Annotated in this window: 15 protein-coding genes and 2 pseudogenes; 9 read left to right on the forward strand and 8 right to left on the reverse strand. The window is 31.7% G+C overall.

All coding sequences use genetic code 11. From position 1 onward, the window contains the following. A pseudogene (locus CVD18_RS10355) lies at window positions 1–498 on the reverse strand (hypothetical protein); the annotation flags it as partial. 510 nt (window positions 499–1,008) lie between these two features. Here CVD18_RS10355 and CVD18_RS10360 point away from each other — a divergent pair. The 6 genes from CVD18_RS10360 to CVD18_RS10385 all read left to right on the forward strand — a co-directional run bounded on the left by CVD18_RS10360 (window position 1,009) and on the right by CVD18_RS10385 (window position 7,715). Then, entirely contained in the window at window positions 1,009–1,491 is a 483-nt protein-coding gene (locus tag CVD18_RS10360) for a toxin-antitoxin system YwqK family antitoxin (protein WP_103865374.1), read from the forward strand. Continuing rightward, window positions 1,492–2,184, forward strand: a complete 693-nt coding sequence (locus CVD18_RS10365) for a glycosyltransferase family 2 protein (RefSeq protein WP_103865375.1) — start codon at window positions 1,492–1,494, stop codon at window positions 2,182–2,184. Further along, window positions 2,184–3,656 carry a cellulose synthase family protein gene (locus CVD18_RS10370; protein WP_103865376.1) on the forward strand — a complete coding sequence of 491 codons (1,473 nt, stop codon included), beginning with the start codon at window positions 2,184–2,186 and terminating at the stop codon, window positions 3,654–3,656. The genes CVD18_RS10365 and CVD18_RS10370 overlap by 1 nt, the downstream gene beginning before the upstream one ends. Further along, a complete protein-coding gene (locus CVD18_RS10375; protein ID WP_233194522.1) occupies window positions 3,656–5,077 on the forward strand; it encodes a mannosyltransferase in 1,422 nt (473 codons plus the stop codon). Before CVD18_RS10370 ends, CVD18_RS10375 begins: the two co-directional genes overlap by 1 nt. Beyond that, window positions 5,067–5,894, forward strand: coding sequence for an alpha/beta hydrolase (locus CVD18_RS10380; RefSeq protein WP_103865377.1), 828 nt, complete (start codon window positions 5,067–5,069; stop codon window positions 5,892–5,894). Before CVD18_RS10375 ends, CVD18_RS10380 begins: the two co-directional genes overlap by 11 nt. A 558-nt stretch (window positions 5,895–6,452) precedes the next feature. After that, on the forward strand, window positions 6,453–7,715 hold the full coding sequence (locus tag CVD18_RS10385; RefSeq protein WP_158250427.1) for a S8 family serine peptidase: 1,263 nt from the start codon (window positions 6,453–6,455) through the stop codon (window positions 7,713–7,715). Window positions 7,716–7,788: 73 nt separating this feature from the next. Here CVD18_RS10385 and CVD18_RS10390 read toward each other — a convergent pair whose 3' ends face one another. Both CVD18_RS10390 and CVD18_RS10395 read right to left on the reverse strand, forming a co-directional pair. Then, window positions 7,789–8,628, reverse strand: a complete 840-nt coding sequence (locus CVD18_RS10390; protein ID WP_103865379.1) for a pseudouridine synthase — start codon at window positions 8,626–8,628, stop codon at window positions 7,789–7,791. A 48-nt stretch (window positions 8,629–8,676) separates the two neighbouring features. Next, window positions 8,677–9,620, reverse strand: a pseudogene (locus CVD18_RS10395) (carbon-nitrogen hydrolase family protein). A 457-nt stretch (window positions 9,621–10,077) separates the two neighbouring features. Between CVD18_RS10395 and CVD18_RS10400 the strand changes: the two are divergent. After that, window positions 10,078–10,434, forward strand: coding sequence for a hypothetical protein (locus CVD18_RS10400; protein ID WP_103865380.1), 357 nt, complete (start codon window positions 10,078–10,080; stop codon window positions 10,432–10,434). A gap of 64 nt (window positions 10,435–10,498) precedes the next feature. Here the strand turns inward: CVD18_RS10400 and CVD18_RS10405 are convergent, their stop codons facing one another. The 3 genes from CVD18_RS10405 to CVD18_RS10415 are packed head-to-tail and all read right to left on the reverse strand — an operon-like array spanning window position 10,499 to window position 13,488. Beyond that, window positions 10,499–11,404, reverse strand: a complete 906-nt coding sequence (locus tag CVD18_RS10405) for a geranylgeranylglycerol-phosphate geranylgeranyltransferase (protein ID WP_103865381.1) — start codon at window positions 11,402–11,404, stop codon at window positions 10,499–10,501. Window positions 11,405–11,416: 12 nt separating this feature from the next. Then, window positions 11,417–12,352, reverse strand: coding sequence for a mevalonate kinase (locus CVD18_RS10410; RefSeq protein ID WP_103865382.1), 936 nt, complete (start codon window positions 12,350–12,352; stop codon window positions 11,417–11,419). Between the two features lie 50 nt (window positions 12,353–12,402). Continuing rightward, window positions 12,403–13,488, reverse strand: a complete 1,086-nt coding sequence (locus CVD18_RS10415; protein WP_233194523.1) for a diphosphomevalonate/mevalonate 3,5-bisphosphate decarboxylase family protein — start codon at window positions 13,486–13,488, stop codon at window positions 12,403–12,405. A gap of 100 nt (window positions 13,489–13,588) precedes the next feature. Here CVD18_RS10415 and CVD18_RS10420 point away from each other — a divergent pair, with 100 nt between their 5' ends. Both CVD18_RS10420 and CVD18_RS10425 read left to right on the forward strand, forming a co-directional pair. Further along, complete coding sequence (locus CVD18_RS10420) at window positions 13,589–14,062, forward strand: TspO/MBR family protein (RefSeq protein ID WP_103865383.1); 474 nt, start codon at window positions 13,589–13,591, stop codon at window positions 14,060–14,062. Between the two features lie 28 nt (window positions 14,063–14,090). Continuing rightward, a complete protein-coding gene (locus CVD18_RS10425; RefSeq protein ID WP_103865384.1) occupies window positions 14,091–14,660 on the forward strand; it encodes a TetR/AcrR family transcriptional regulator in 570 nt (189 codons plus the stop codon). 106 nt (window positions 14,661–14,766) lie between these two features. Here the strand turns inward: CVD18_RS10425 and CVD18_RS10430 are convergent, their stop codons facing one another. Together CVD18_RS10430 and CVD18_RS10435 are read right to left on the reverse strand one after the other, a co-directional pair. Then, complete coding sequence (locus CVD18_RS10430) at window positions 14,767–15,555, reverse strand: hypothetical protein (RefSeq protein WP_103865385.1); 789 nt, start codon at window positions 15,553–15,555, stop codon at window positions 14,767–14,769. A gap of 77 nt (window positions 15,556–15,632) precedes the next feature. Beyond that, complete coding sequence (locus CVD18_RS10435; protein WP_103865386.1) at window positions 15,633–16,184, reverse strand: DUF1697 domain-containing protein; 552 nt, start codon at window positions 16,182–16,184, stop codon at window positions 15,633–15,635. Window positions 16,185–16,227 lie beyond the last annotated feature (43 nt).

Below are 16,227 nucleotides of genomic sequence, written 5' to 3' on the forward strand. Positions count from 1 at the left end.
TCTAGGTAATTCCCTGTTTCCTTTGCCAGATTCAAGAAAGAAAATATCATCACTCTCTACAATACCTTCAAAACCATTAGGAACAGCCCCTTCAAAGGCACTTAATATCTTATGCCGCCAGTCAAATGAAGTTTGGAGACAGATACCTGTCTGTTCAGCACATTTCTTTATCGAATTGCCTAATAGCATATGGTACAAATAAACACTAAGCAAGTTCCCCTTTTTTAAACCAAAAGTAACTTTACCTGTAGTTTCCCTAAAATACTTCTTGCACGATTTACAAAAATAACGTTGCACACCATTAGCCTTGCCATTTGCACGGATATTGATGTCTTGACAATTAGGGCAATGTAGTGACTGGCTTTGTTGCACCTCGGAATGAACAGTATACAAGTCAGGCTCTGAAGGATCGACCATAGATAATAGCTCCCTAATTACGGTCTCACGACCCAATTCATCTAGGCTTTTGAAAAATTCTGTGAAAGATTCTGGTACCATTTGCACTTGTTTTAAAACAAAGATAACTAGTTAAGTCGTATTATAGAATATAGCTAATAAAAAACAAAGTTTTTCATAATTCTAAATTTAAGGTTTATAAGAGTTTTTATTTAATTTTTATAGGCTTTTCAGAAGCCTATAGTCCAATTTAATATTTATTTTTGGTTATAGATATTGCACTGGGTATTATATAATTAAAGGTACAAAACCCATCTAAATATTGGTTACGTTAACCACTTAATATATCTACAATTACCCCATAAAAACTAGGATTCACACAGCTTTTTTACACTATAACAAACTGTTTTACTGTGCTTTAACAAAAACTAAAAACAAGTATTTTTGCACAGAATTATTTTTAATTTTTAAAGTAGGCTGTAACTGTTTTAAATTCTATTCTTATACCTAATCTATTATCCTTCTGTAGTAATTTGGTCACTCTCAAAAGTAAAAAAGCTGTTAGTTTCTAAAATAGTTTTCGTCTAATGAACCGCAAACGATACTACCATTATGATTCAAAAAATATGCATCTTACTTTTATTGTTTTCTTTTGGAAAAAACCAAACCATTTCTAAAAAAGAATATCACTATGAATACTATGCTAATGGTACTATTAAAGCAGAGGGATGGAAGTCAGGAAATGTAAAAGTAGATTTTTGGCATTTTTATTATCCAAACGGAAAAGTTTCTAAGCAAGGACATTTCAATCAAAATAAAAAAAATGGATACTGGCATTTTTATTCTGAAAACAGTAAATTACTGAAAGAAGGACATTTTGTAAATGATAAAGCCGAAAAATGGTGGATTATTTACGATATTGCAACCCAAATAATTCAAAAATATCAATACAAAAACAACAAAAGAGAAGGATATTCTCTATTATATAAAAACAATACTCTTTTTAAAGCTGAACGGTATATCAATGATAAAAAAACTGGTGAATGGACCGATATTTTTAGTTTTAAAAGAGACAACCCTAATGCTTCCTTATAAATGCCTCCCATCATAAACGTTATTATACCCGCCTATAATGAAGAGGGTTCTATTGCTCATGTAATCAAAGAAATCCCAAATCTGGTTTCTGAGATTATTGTTGTAAGTAATAATTCTACCGATCAAACAGAAAATGTTGCTAATCAAGCAGGTGCTACAGTACTAAAAGAAGAACGCAGAGGATATGGATATGCCTGTTTAAAAGGTATGGAATATATTGCTTCAAAAGATATCAAACCTGATATTGTCGTATTTCTAGATGGTGACTATAGCGACTATCCTGCCGAACTCACACATCTTGTTGCTCCTATTTTAGAGCGAGATATCGATTTGGTAATAGGTTCAAGAGTAAAACGATTACGAGAATCAGGCTCTATGACATTTCCTCAAATTTTTGGAAACTGGCTTGCTACAAGCTTAATGAAACTTTTTTTTAATGCAAATTTCACAGACCTTGGCCCTTTTAGGGCTATAAAATACGATAAGCTACTAGCACTAAAAATGGTGGATAAAACCTACGGTTGGACCGTAGAAATGCAATTAAAAGCATTAAAGAAACACTATAGTTATACTGAAGTACCTGTGCATTACAAAAAGAGAATTGGTGTCTCAAAAGTTTCAGGAACCATAAAAGGTGCTATATTTGCTGGCGTTAAGATTTTAAGTTGGATTTTTAAATATAGCTTTACGTAATGGATATTGCTATCATCATAACCTACACACTTGCCCTACTGATCATATTTATGTACAGCTTGGCACAACTGAATTTGCTTTTAAACTATTTGAAGTCTAGAAAGCAATCAGATGATTCTCCTACATTTGATTTTTCTATCTCAGAAGAAATCCCATACGTTACAATACAACTACCTGTATTTAATGAATTATATGTAATGGATCGCTTATTGGATAATATTGCAGAACTTGAGTATCCTAAAGATAAACTAGAAATACAAGTCCTCGATGATTCTACAGATGAATCTGTTGTGACTACAAAAGCCCATATTGAGCGATTACAACAGGAAGGGTTAGATATAAAGCATATCTGCCGCGATGATCGTACTGGTTTTAAGGCAGGCGCCCTAAAAGAAGGACTCAAAATTGCCAAAGGTGAATTTATAGCCATTTTTGATGCTGATTTCTTACCTGGTAAAAATTGGTTATTACAAACGATCCCATATTTTAAAGAGCAAAATATTGGAGTCGTACAAACAAGATGGGGTCATATCAATAGAGACTACTCAATGCTCACCAAAATTCAGGCTTTTGCATTGGATTTTCATTTTACTATGGAACAGGTAGGACGAAATTATAAAAACCATTTTATTAATTTTAATGGTACTGCTGGTGTTTGGAGAAAAACGTGTATTGAAGATGCAGGAAACTGGCAAGGTGATACACTAACCGAGGATCTAGACTTGAGCTATAGAGCACAGCTAAAAAAATGGAAATTTAAATACCTTGAGGAAGTAGAAACTCCCGCAGAATTACCTGTGGTCATTAGTGCTGCGAGATCTCAACAATTTAGATGGAATAAAGGAGCCGCAGAAAATTTTCAGAAATTATATTGGAAATTACTTAGAGATAAGACAGTGCCTCTTAAGACTAAGTTTCATAGTTTTTTTCACCTACTCAATAGTAGCATGTTTTTATTGGTACTACTAGTAGCTATCTTGAGTGTTCCTGTTATGTATATCAAGAATAATAACCCATTATTTAGTTGGTATTTTAATGTAATTGCATTTTTTGCATCGAGTACAGTGATATTCTTCTGCTGCTATTGGTTTACATTTAAAAAGATTCATGGAAAAGGGTTTTGGAATTTTATGGAATATATAAAACTATTTTTTACTTTTTTCTCTATTGCAATGGGGTTCTCTGTACATAATTCTATGGCAGTTCTAGAAGGACATTTCGGAAAGAAAAGTGAATTTGTAAGAACTCCAAAATTTAATATTAACACCCTTAAAGATTCATGGAAAGGAAATAAGTATGTAAATAAAAATATATCTGGAAATACTATCATTGAAGCCTTACTAATGGGGTATTTTGGTTTTGCCTTATACAGTGCTTTTAAGTTGCAAGATTTTGGATTGTTTTTATTTCATATTATGTTATTTCTAGGATTTGGTTTTGTTTTCTTTAAATCTGTAACCTCTAAACTATAATGTTCTCGCAATGGAAACATAAGAGATTTTCTATTTTTCTTATTGTTACCAGTCTACTTTTTTACGGGAGTTTTGCGTATCAATTAGAGCATACCGATTTTATAAAAATGATAGGGCTGTGGTCTGCATTGTTTTTTATTTCGTATAAGATTATCCAGCTCAATTCTAGTGATTGGAAATTACTTATCACTACTAGTCTATTGTTTCGAGTTGTATTTTTGTTTGCTATCCCCAACTTATCTCAAGATTTTTATCGGTTTATATGGGATGGCCGTATGTTTCTAGAAGGATTTAACCCTTATTTATCCTTACCCGAAACTTGGATCACTCAAGGCAACACTCCTATTGCGCAAGCTCAAGAATTATATAATGGCATGGGAGAACTTAATGGGAGTCATTACACCAATTATCCCCCTATAAGTCAACTCTGTTATCTTATTGCCGCTTTATTTGCTGGCAAAAGTATTCTTGGTTCGGTTATCATATTAAGAATTCTTATTATTCTAGCTGATATTGGTATATTTTTCTTCGGAAGAAAATTACTACAATCTTTTAACCTTCCTGAAAAAAGAATCTTCTGGTACATTCTGAATCCCTTTATTATTATAGAACTCACAGGTAACCTTCATTTTGAAACGGTCATGATATTCTTTATTATTTGGTCCTTATATCTTTTACAAAAAGGATATTGGTATTGGGCTGCGGTAATACTAGCTCTTTCTGTCTCAGTAAAATTAATTCCGCTATTATTTTTGCCCTTATTTTTTCAAAAATTTGTTTTGGCTACACAGAATAGTAGTAAGATCTCTGATAAAGTTTTGGGGTTACTTAAATTGATCGGGTTTTACAGTATTGTTATTAGTACTTTTTTTATTGTATTCCTACCTTTTCTCTCCACAGAATTTTTAGCCAATTATAGTAAGACTATTGCTCTTTGGTTTCAGTCTTTTGAGTTTAATGCTAGTATTTATTTTATCATTCGCTGGATCGGGTATCAAATTGTAGGGTGGAATATTATTGAAACTGCAGGTAAGATTTTACCTTTGATAGTTATCTTATTGCTTCTAACCTTAACCTTTTTAAGAAATAATCAAAATACTCCACAATTGATTACTGGTATGCTATTAGGTATATGTTCTTATTATTTTCTATCAACAACCGTACACCCTTGGTATATTTCAGTTCCACTATCTCTTTGCATCTTTACACGATACAAGTTCCCTATTGTTTGGTCTTTTGTTGTTATTTTTAGTTATACAGCTTACCTTCATCCTGACTTTAAAGAGAATTTATGGATGGTAGCACTGGAGTACCTTTTTGTATTTGGTGTATTGAGTATAGAGATTTTCAAAAAATTTCAGAGTACCCGCCCAACTGTTCATCAAAACAGTTCAAGAGATAGCGCACATTTTGATAATTAATTATAAAAAAATAGGACGTAGGTTACTTCGGTTTGCCATATTTATTGGCATCTTGATTGTCACAGGATATATTTTTCTATACATACAACAAGAACGTTTTTTCTTTAATCCCAAAATTCTGGATAAAAACTACATCTATTCTTTTGATCAACCTTTTGAAGAAATCAATATTGTTGTAGAAAAAGAAGTTTCTTTAAACGCATTACTTTTTAAAGCCACTACCCCCAGTAAAGGTGTTATTTTATATTTTCATGGTAATGCTGGTGCAATCCATGAGTGGGGTAAGCGAGCTTCACTGTATACTAATAATAAATATGATATTTTATTTGTAGACTACAGAGGGTATGGAAAAAGTGATAGTTTTTATAAAAAGGAATCTGAACTATACAATGATGCACAAAAAGTATACAATTATCTAAAAACTAGATATGATGAAAAAAGTATTATTGTTTTAGGATTTTCTATAGGTAGTGGAATCGCCTCATATACGGCTTCAAAAAACAAACCTAAACTATTAATTCTTGAAGCCCCATATTATGCCTGGGACGAACTTATTTGCAGTATCATACCGATACCCAAAATGCTTATCAATTACAAAATTCCTTCTTATAAGTTTCTAGAAGAAACCACATGCCCAATCCGTATTTTTCATGGTACTCACGACTTTTTGATTAAGCCTGAGGAAAACTCAAAACGGCTACTAACTTTATATCCTGATAAAATTAAACGCATTATGATCAAAGGTGCTGGGCATAATGGCATCTATATCACCAAACAGTATTATGATGAGTTAAAACTGCTACTTGAAGAATATTAAAAAACCACTTATAGCGATCTACAAGTGGTTTTTGTGGTTTTTAAGTGGTATGTAATTATGGAAATTGTTTTCTTATTATTGCTTTATCTTTCTCGGTAATCCCATTCCAATCTTGGAGGTCCGTAAAAAACACTGACATAAAAAATATATCATCATTATGATGTTGATACCTCAGATTATTGTGCCTAACCCTTAATAATACATTGCTTAAAATATTTTATGAAGCCTATTTTCATATTTAGAAAATGGGCTTCTTTCGTTTTATCCATTTTTAAAAATGTCATAACTAAATCAATCATTAAATAATAACTGCTATTTTTATCATAGCCTTAACATAAAATACAGTTAAAAGCTAACCAGTTAAAATTTTCATTTTTTTTGTCAAGTTCACAAAAAAACCAACAAAAAACACCTCTTTCTCAATACTTTATAGCCAAATTACCATTGTATTACATAATTAACAAAGACACAATTAATCGTTAATCTTGTTTTCTGACATCAATTTTATTAATGCAACTCTATAGCTTTGCAATATTATTAACTCAAATTACACGATTAATGAATCATTTAAAATTTAAAAAAAGAAGTTTGATTTTTGGATCGCTTCTCACTGTCGCTTTAGTAGTAACAACTTCATGTAATAAAGATGAAGATGAATCTGTTGAAGATTTTCAACAAATAGATCATGAGCAAAACCTTATTCCAAAAGAGTATATTGTTGTTTTTAAAGATGCTACTATTAAAAGTAAGGCTGTTGCTCAAGAGTCTATCTCTATTCTAGAAAAATATGGCATTACCGAAGCGCAAATCTCTAGAGAATACACTACTATTTTTAAAGGTATTCTCATAAGTGGGGTATCTCAAGAAACCATCAATACGTTAAAGAAAGATCCTATTGTAAAAAGTGTTGTCCAAAATTCAAAATTTGAACTTGAAGCAACCCCAATTGTAGGTCATTCACAAAAAATGATAAATGATAGTATTGCCCCTAATGGACAAATTATTCCTTGGGGAGCAAGCAGAGTAGGTTATGGTGATGGAACAGGAAAAAAGATTTGGATTCTTGATACAGGTATCGCAGATAACAGAGAAGAGTTCAACATAGACAGGATAAACAGTAGAAATTTCAGTCCCGACTTAGGTCCTGATGCATGGCAAGCCAATGGCTCAAACCACGGAACTCAAGTAGCATCTATTGCCGCTGCAAAAAACAACGCAACAGGTATTTTAGGTATCGCTGCGGGAGCAACTGTAGTTTCTATCCGTACTGTTGGAGGTGGTCAGGATCTTGCTGGTCTTGCAGGTGCTTTAGATTATGTAGGAGGTAGAATACAACCAGGAGAAGTTTGGAATATGAGTGCAGGACCTACTGCAAGTAGGCAAGCATTACTTAATTCTGTATTCAGAGATCAAGTAGCACTTTTTGAAAATGCGTTAAGAGCATTATCTAATATTGCTCCTGGATTTGTAGCGGCTGGTAATACTGGTGTTGACCTTGACGCAACCCCATATTCAGAGTCTCATTTTAGTGGTCCTAATGATCAATTATATATTGTTGGTGCCATTGATAATAATAATAACGTATGGAATTCATCTATGTATGGAAGAGTAATTGACTATTGGTCTCCAGGTGTTAATTTGCCTTCTTTACGAGCGGATGGAACTGTCTCTCATGACAGCGGTACATCACTTGCCTCTCCAACGGTTGCAGCAATGTATCTAATTTCAAACGGTAACCTTATTATCGATTCAGAGACAGCCACTGATAGAAATGGACATATAAGGCCAATTCCTAGGGTTGAAACTATAACTCCATTGTAAAATAGAATATTTAATAAAAAAGAGTTCAAAATTATTAATAATTTTGAACTCTTTTTTATTAGCTTTTATTGTTTTATAAATTCTTCAAATTAATAACTTCCTGTTCTGTAAGTATCCTCCAATGTCCACGGGGTAAATCTTTTTTGGTTAATCCTGCAAAAATCACTCTGTCTAGTTTGACTACGCTATAATTAAGGTGATCAAAAAGCTTATGAATAATTCCATTCTTTGAGGATTGTAACTGAATCCCTATCTCATTTTTTGAAGCTCCTTCTATATAAGAAATTTCATCTACATTAATAAAACCTTCTTCTAATTTGATCCCTTTCTCTATTTTCTGAAAGTCTTCAAATTTTAAATTTCGTTCTAGCTCAACATGAAATATTTTACGAACTCCACTTTTATGATGAGTTAATTTTTTTTCTAAATCTACATCATTTGTAAACAATAATAATCCTGTAGTATTACGTTCCAGTCTTCCTATTGGTTTTAATACAGACTTAGAAGCATTTGCTACCAAATCCATAACAGTTCTGGTTTTTTCTGGACTTGTTGTGGTTACAAATCCTTTGGGTTTATTAAGAAGAACATATTCTTTTTTATGAGGAGTAATCACCCGACCGTCAAATTTAACTTCATCAGTAAGTTTTACCTTATATCCCATTTCTGTAATGGGTTTTCCATTTACCCAAACACTACCTGTTTGTATGTATAAATCGGCTTCTCTTCTAGAGCAAACACCAGAATTAGCCACAAACTTATTAAGTCTTATCTCATCAGAATTAGAAATTTTCATAGGAGATGTACTACTCTTTTTTTTAGAGGTATTAGTACGCCCATATGGTTTCCCTTTTGATTTTCCATCTTGCTTTCCTCTACTTTTTCCTTTTGAGGAATTATCTCCACGACTCATATCTTAAATTTTGTGCAAAGATAATCGTTTAATGTATAGATACAACAACTATTCTTCAGTAAACCTAACAGTACTTTGTCTTTCTCTATCCACATGTAATTGAGTTACATCTGGTCTTGAATAATGCCCTACTGGATCAAAATTCTGACACTCCTGCAAAACTCTATTAAAATCTAGTGTTTGGATAAGTAATCCTTCTTTATGTACTACTGGTTCTAATATCCATTCTCCATCTGGCCCTGCTATACAAGAACCTCCATTACTCAAAATATCAGGAGTTTTTTCTAAAATTTTATCTAAATGTGGAGTTCCTTCAGGAAAATCTTCTTTTTTCATCAAACTAGAAACCGAAATCACATAAGATCTAGATTCTCTGGCAATAAATCGAGTTATATCTTTTGTATTATAATCACTCCCTGGCCAAACGGCTATATGCAAATTTTCTCCCTGACCATATAGTGCTGCCCTTGGTAATGGCATCCAATTTCCCCAGCAATTTAAAATGCTTTTAGAGTATGAACTACCAGCCCATTCCCATCTCTTGGTGACCACGTTAATCGTTCCTCATAAGTAGGTTGTAATTTGCGGTGTACAGATTTTATTTTTCCCATCTGATCAATATACACCAAAGATGCATATAGACTATGCCCTCCTCTATCCAATGGTCGTTCAATAATTCCCAAATAAACCGCTATATTATATTTGGCAGCCAATCTACAGATACTTTCTAAATCTCCTCTTTCTATAGCAATTGCATTTTGAGCATAATGAGCATGAATTTCTTTTTGTACTTTATTATCAAATTGGGCTCCATCGGTAAGTGATATCCAAAAAGGATATCCTGGCAAAAGAGTTTCTCCAAAAACAATTAATTCTGCTTTTTTTGAACCTGCTTCAATAATAGCTTTTTCAATCTTGGTGATTGTTGCCAATTTATCAAGCCAAACAGATAAAATTTGTGCCAAAGCAACGGTAAGAAAATCGTGTTTCATAACAATAATGTATTGGTAGGTAATTTTATTTTTTACGATGCATAACTTTAAGATATCTACAACATATGATTAATAAATAATTAACATTTAATGTATTGATTTACAGTACCTTGCAGTCTTCTAAACAAACTAAAAACAAAGACTGTATTTAACCTTTAATTAATTTTAAATAGTATTAAAAATTGAGAAATCGATAGTATTATGATACAAATATTAAGGAATATACATTCAGTGACTAATTACTTATCATTTTATAAAAAATAAACATATAAAAAGTATTTATTCTGTAAAGTTTAATTTATGTTAAAACATTCCTTTTTAACTTATTCATAATCATTTTAATACATTCTAATAAAACAAATACTAACAAAATATAGAGTATTCAACTCTACATTTGTTACAAAATAGTATCACAACTAAAACTAAATATTTATTAACGTAATTTAAAACCACAAAAATGAGAAAGTTAACCGTTTTATTCGTAGCGCTATTACTAGGGTCAACGCAGCTCTTTGCTTCAGATACCACCTCAGTAAACTCAGAAAAGTTATTGAGAAATCAAATTGAAACTCTTCTGAAAAACCCTGAAATTAGCTTAGAACAAGAAGAGATTAAGGCTAATATTGAATTCATTTTGAATGACAAGAGTGAAATCGTAGTGCTCTCTGTTGAATCTGGATCCGAAGATGATACTGTAGAAAGCTATATAAAATCCCGATTAAACTACAAAAAGATCAACTCAAATGTAAGTGACATAGAAAACAGAATTTTTAAAATTTCTTTAAAAATCCTAAAAACCTATAAATCTTTATAAAGTTCATTCTTTTTTATAATCAGACAAGGCAGTTGTATGCATCATCATACAGCTGCTTTTTTTATTACATAACCCTATCTAGAACTAGCGTAATATCTATCAAAATAATACTTAATGTTCCTAATACAATTATAGTTTTAAGAATGTTATGCAGCCATACGTAGTGTATTCTTCCCTTGGACCTCCATAAGCCAAACAAAAAAGCAAAAAATAAAAAGATACATATATAGAAATACAGATACATATATCCTATCTCATATCGGGTAAGTAATAAATAAACAGGAAAACAAGAGATCAAAAGCAATATACTTACTATTCTTTTAGAGATTAATTCTCCATAAACAACGGGAAGTGTCTTATAATCCTGAGCAATATCTCCTCTTAAATTTCCTAGGTCTTTGACCATTTCTCTCACTACAAGTATTAAAAAAAGAAATGTAGCATGTACAAAAATAACCTCATCAAAATTTTTGTAATATATGAAAACAGCAAAAAATGGGGTTATCGCTAATAATGAAGCTACAATATTACCAATAATTGGAAATTTTTTAAGTTTATGAGAATAGAACCAAATCCCAAAGATGTATAACGAAAAAAAGACTACTGCTCTAAACGACACATAACTAGCACATACTACCGAAAGAAAATTAAGAACAAAATAGACTGTTAATTTGGTACGTTGACTTACCAAACGATCCAACATTGTTTTTTGAGGCCTATTGATTAAATCTTTTTCTCTATCATAAAAGTTATTAATGATATACCCTGCTGCAATCACTCCCGATGTTGCCAAAACGATAACAAACAGATTGGGATCAAGAATAACATTTCTTAACTTGATGTGAGGTGCTAATATAAATATCGAGGTAAGATATTGCGCGAGAACTATAATAAGTATATTATATCCTCTTACTACAGAAAATAAGCTCAATAACTTGAGAAGAATGAGTTTGTTTTTTCTGCTAAGCATAGAACAATGCTTTTAAAAATTGTAAACTACTTCTAGCTTATAATCCTTAAGTGAAGCTTGCGCTTTATCAAAATCTTGTGTAAATCCTAATATATAACCTCCGCCTCCAGAGCCACATAGCTTAAGATAATAATCATTGGTTTCTATCCCATGTTTCCATAAATCATGAAATTGTCTAGGAATCATAGGCTTAAAATTATCTAATACTACATGAGAAAGCTCTTTTATATTAGAAAATAACGATTTAACATCTCCTTTTAAGAAATCATCTACACAAGCGTCTGTATATTTTACAAATTGGTTTTTGAGCATACTGCGAAAACCTTCTTGCTTCATACTTTCCATAAAAATATTAACCATAGGTGCTGTTTCTCCTACAATACCGCTATCTAACAAGAAGACTGCTCCTTTTTTATTTTCTACACTTTGTGACGGGATTCCTGCTGGTTCAATATCATCTTTAGAATGAATGAGAATAGGTAAACTAAGATAACTGTTTAATGGATCCAGACCAGAACTTTTACCATGAAAAAAAGACTCCATCAACCCAAATATTTCTTTAAGCCTGAGTAACTTGTCTCTAGTAAGGTTTTCTAGCACAGTTATTTTATCTGCTGCATATTTATCGTAAATAGCTGCTACTAGTGCTCCGCTACTACCTACACCATATCCTTGCGGGATACTACTATCAAAATACATCCCTGAATCAATATCCTGATGCAGTTTTTTGAAATCAAAATCTACGATACCTTTACCTTGAATTTCTTCAAGATATGTTGCAAAATTCTTAAGATTCTTATTGGATTCTATTGCACTGGCAGTTGGGTTTTCTGATACCTTTAACGCTCCTTTAAAAAAGTTATAGGGTATAGAAAGCCCTTTAGAATCTTTAATAATACCATATTCCCCAAACAACAGTATTTTAGAATAAAATAACGGTCCTTTCATTATATTTTCAATAAATTATATCTCAATTTGTCTCCTTACTTAGGATAAAGTTACACTATTTTTGCTCCCAATCCTATTTTGTCACAAATATACTGCCCATTCTGACAATACACAACTAACTCATTAGTAATGAATTCTAAAACTTGTTTTTTTTCTGATTCAGGGTATAAAACATGAACATTTGCTCCTGCATCCAACGTAAAACAAATTTTGGATCCTGCAGTTCCACGATATTTCCATATTTTATGAATTGCAGATAATGTATTAGGTTTCATCAGAATAAAATAAGGTAGAGAAGTCATCATCATTGCATGCAATGTCAATGCTTCACTTTCTACTATTTGAATAAATGCATCCATATCTCCAGAAATTAATATTTCTTTGAGTTTAGATATATGTTTTGAGGCTTGCTCAAAACGTTCTTTTGCAAAAGGATGGCCATGCATTAGATCATGTCCTACAGTGCTACTTACTTGTTTTTCTCCTTTATCTATTAACAGTATTGTGTCTTGATAATTTTTAAAATTTTGATGAATCTCAAACGGAAAAGGTATTGCATAAGCATCACTACTACCATTAATATCTGCATGTGCTCCCCAAACAGTTACAGGTCCTTCTATACTTCTACATGCACTACCAGAGCCCAGACGTGCCAAAAATGAAGTTTTCTGAAGAAGTTCTGAGTCTGTAATTTCTGAATGTATCTTTCTTTCTAATTGCATCAAACAATATGCTAATGCACTCATACCACTGGCAGAAGATGCAATCCCACTACTATGTGGAAATGTATTGCTTGTTTTTATAACAAATCTATAATGTTTTAAGAAGGGAAGGTATTTTTCTACTCTCTGAAAAAAAATTTGAATTTTGGGCTTAAAATCTGGCTTAGATTTTCCTTCAAAAAACAACTCAAAGTCAAAATCTTCTCCTACTGTATCTCTTTTTTTATATGATATACTAGTTTCAGTTTTACATTGATCCAACGTAAAACTAACAGATGCATTTTCTGGTAATTGCACAGGTCGTTTACCCCAATATTTTACCAAAGCAATATTACTGGGAGAGGTACAACTTATTATTCCTTCATCTGGTAATTTTGATTGCACCATAGAAGCAAACTCTGGGTAATCTATCATAATATGTAATGATTTTTGACAAAGATAAGTGTATAGTGTCTTTTAAGCACATTGGTAGTAAAAATAAATTGCTATTTTAGTGCTATACTAACTTATTTCAATGAAAAAAAGATTATTTCGTATTGGCATTTCGGTATTGGTATGTGGGTTGATTGGGTTTTTAAGTAGTATTGCTACACGAAGTTCTGTTGATACGTGGTATGCTTCATTAGAAAAACCTTCTTTTTCTCCCCCTGATTGGATTTTTGGCCCTACATGGATTATACTCTATATTATGATGGGTATTGCGGCTGGTATTGTCTGGAGCAAAGGCTTTTATCATAAATGGGTAAAAACTGCGTTATATCATTTTGGGTTTCAATTGTTACTCAATGCTGCGTGGTCCATTTTTTTCTTTGGATTACAAAGCCCATTAATAGCATTACTAGATATAATAGCCCTATTTATCTTGTTATTGTTTACTATAAAATGGTTTACCGTAGTAAACTCAACCGCTGCTTACCTACTTATCCCTTATATTCTATGGGTCGCTTTTGCGGCTGCATTAAACTTTGGTATATGGCAACTAAATTAAACACAGGAATAAGGAATATGATTTTTTTATGAGTAAAAAAGCAATAGTCTTACAGACTACTCTAGAACTAATAACTAAACAAGGAATCAATGCTACTTCTCTTTCTCAAATCATAAAAGAATCGGGTGTAGCAAATGGAACTGTTTATCACCATTTTAAGAACAAAGAAGAGATTATCACAGAACTTTATTTGATGCTTACTCAGGATTTTGGAACTGTAGTTATGCGTAATATCCCTGAGAACGATATCAAGAAACAATTTACTGTAATGTGGCTTAATCTTTTTTATTACTTCGTCAACAACCCTCTTGCATTTATATTTTCTGAACAAATTGCTCGTTCTCCAGAGATCCCACAAAATCTAAAAGATAGAGCACGCCTTTATTATCAAGAAATAGAAAACTATTTTAAAACAGGTATAAAACAAAAGGTGTTCAAATCATACAACACCCTTGTTATGGAGGAATTATTTTTTGGAAATGTGGTATCCTTGGTAAAGATTCATGAAAATGAACAGGTTAAACTACAAGAAAAACATATTAATCAAGCAATTGAAATTTCATGGAGAGGTTTCTTAAAAGATCAAACCATCATCTGATCTCATAAAAAAACTCCTTAAACGTATACCTTATTTCTATCTTAATTAAGAAATAGCAAGTTGAATAAAAATTATATGAAACAAGATTTATTCAACTTGCATATATCTAATTAAATACAATATTCACACAAGAATCTTTATATAAATGCTTTAACACATATTCTATAGCTTTTCGCGAACTACTCGTTTGCCCAATAACTCCTCCTTTAAAACTAATTTTTCCAGTATCATCATTCCAATAATATTCTTTATTATCAGATTTAATAATACGTTTTTTATCTTTGGTTATAACCTGAAAAGCATTTAGTTCCTGACTATATTCCAATCCTGAAGGAAAATATACTTCGGCAACAAATTTTGTAATTCCTTTCTCATAAACATAACAGACACACTCACCTATATCTTTAGCCTCAGAAACCCGAACCATATTATTTTGCACAATTTTCCATCCTCCATTAACTCTAATAGCAACAAGATCCATAAGCATGGTTCCTTTTTCAGCCAATTTCTTATCCACAAAAGATTCAAAATTAATTACGGCAGAAATAGTTCCTGCTCTTTCCTTTTGACTTTGAAAAACAATTTTATCTAAGGTTAATTTAAACCTATAATTATTGTCATCGATAATATCATCTAATTGAGAAGAAATATCTTTTTTCACATAAGTTTTCCTTACTAAAGCACCTGATAGATTAACATAAACAGTGTTTCCACTATATTTATCATCAAACAAACTCATAACATCTTCCTTTTGAGTTCCTTGAGTTAATGCGTTCATTTTATTAATATAATCCACCAGTAATTTTTTTACAGGATCGCTTTCATTAAATGCCTTTGCCAAGAAGACATTACTCAATAAAAACATCAAAGTAATAATACATGTAATTTTCTTCATAGTAACGGGGGGTATTGGTTATACCTTATTAAGATACAAAAAATCACGCACAATCACTATTAAAACCGTTTCATTCTCTACACTAAATTACTTAATTTCAGAAGTTTATTTACTGTTCTTAAATTCCTAGTAGTAGCAATAGATTGTAGTTTTCTTTCAAAAAAGTTATTATTTAGCTTACTTTTTCCATATCCATTCACTGCAAATAAATACACTGTTCTATCAATAATCACGTACTCTTCTTCATAAGAATTTGACATCAATTCTTTTACAACTACAATATCTGGGGTCTCTTGTAATACTGTGAAAAACATCTTTTTTTCTTCTATTTCTCCGCTCTTAAGCCGTTCTATAAAGGGGTTGTTTTTATAAATAGACAATAACATTTCAGCAGTAAGTACTAATACTGGCACATCATACCCAAATTGGTCTATGATTTCTTTTTTAATCAAATCTTGCAAGGCAATTATATCATTGATTTTATATTGGAAAATGATATTTCCACTTTGGATATATGTTTTAACCGATGTAAACCCTAATTTTTCTAGCTTTACTCTAAGGTCTGCCATTTTTATCGTTTTCTGGCCACTTACATTAACTCCTCTAAGCAGAGCGATATAGGTTGTCATAGGTCAATAATTTTAGATATACTTTGCAAATTAAGTCTATTAC

Source organism: Aquimarina sp. I32.4 (assembly GCF_002924285.1).
Classification (GTDB): domain Bacteria; phylum Bacteroidota; class Bacteroidia; order Flavobacteriales; family Flavobacteriaceae; genus Aquimarina.

What these genes read in the sequence shown, in the direction of transcription:
- CVD18_RS10360 (WP_103865374.1), top strand. Translation starts at nt 1,009, where the DNA reads ATGATTCAAAAAATATGCATCTTACTTTTATTGTTTTCTTTTGGAAAA.
- CVD18_RS10365 (WP_103865375.1), top strand. Translation starts at nt 1,492, where the DNA reads ATGCCTCCCATCATAAACGTTATTATACCCGCCTATAATGAAGAGGGT.
- CVD18_RS10370 (WP_103865376.1), top strand. Translation starts at nt 2,184, where the DNA reads ATGGATATTGCTATCATCATAACCTACACACTTGCCCTACTGATCATA.
- CVD18_RS10375 (WP_233194522.1), top strand. Translation starts at nt 3,656, where the DNA reads ATGTTCTCGCAATGGAAACATAAGAGATTTTCTATTTTTCTTATTGTT.
- CVD18_RS10385 (WP_158250427.1), top strand. Translation starts at nt 6,453, where the DNA reads ATGAATCATTTAAAATTTAAAAAAAGAAGTTTGATTTTTGGATCGCTT.
- CVD18_RS10390 (WP_103865379.1), bottom strand. Translation starts at nt 8,628, where the DNA reads ATGAGTCGTGGAGATAATTCCTCAAAAGGAAAAAGTAGAGGAAAGCAA.
- CVD18_RS10400 (WP_103865380.1), top strand. Translation starts at nt 10,078, where the DNA reads ATGAGAAAGTTAACCGTTTTATTCGTAGCGCTATTACTAGGGTCAACG.
- CVD18_RS10405 (WP_103865381.1), bottom strand. Translation starts at nt 11,404, where the DNA reads ATGCTTAGCAGAAAAAACAAACTCATTCTTCTCAAGTTATTGAGCTTA.
- CVD18_RS10410 (WP_103865382.1), bottom strand. Translation starts at nt 12,352, where the DNA reads ATGAAAGGACCGTTATTTTATTCTAAAATACTGTTGTTTGGGGAATAT.
- CVD18_RS10415 (WP_233194523.1), bottom strand. Translation starts at nt 13,488, where the DNA reads ATGATAGATTACCCAGAGTTTGCTTCTATGGTGCAATCAAAATTACCA.
- CVD18_RS10420 (WP_103865383.1), top strand. Translation starts at nt 13,589, where the DNA reads ATGAAAAAAAGATTATTTCGTATTGGCATTTCGGTATTGGTATGTGGG.
- CVD18_RS10425 (WP_103865384.1), top strand. Translation starts at nt 14,091, where the DNA reads ATGAGTAAAAAAGCAATAGTCTTACAGACTACTCTAGAACTAATAACT.
- CVD18_RS10430 (WP_103865385.1), bottom strand. Translation starts at nt 15,555, where the DNA reads ATGAAGAAAATTACATGTATTATTACTTTGATGTTTTTATTGAGTAAT.
- CVD18_RS10435 (WP_103865386.1), bottom strand. Translation starts at nt 16,184, where the DNA reads ATGACAACCTATATCGCTCTGCTTAGAGGAGTTAATGTAAGTGGCCAG.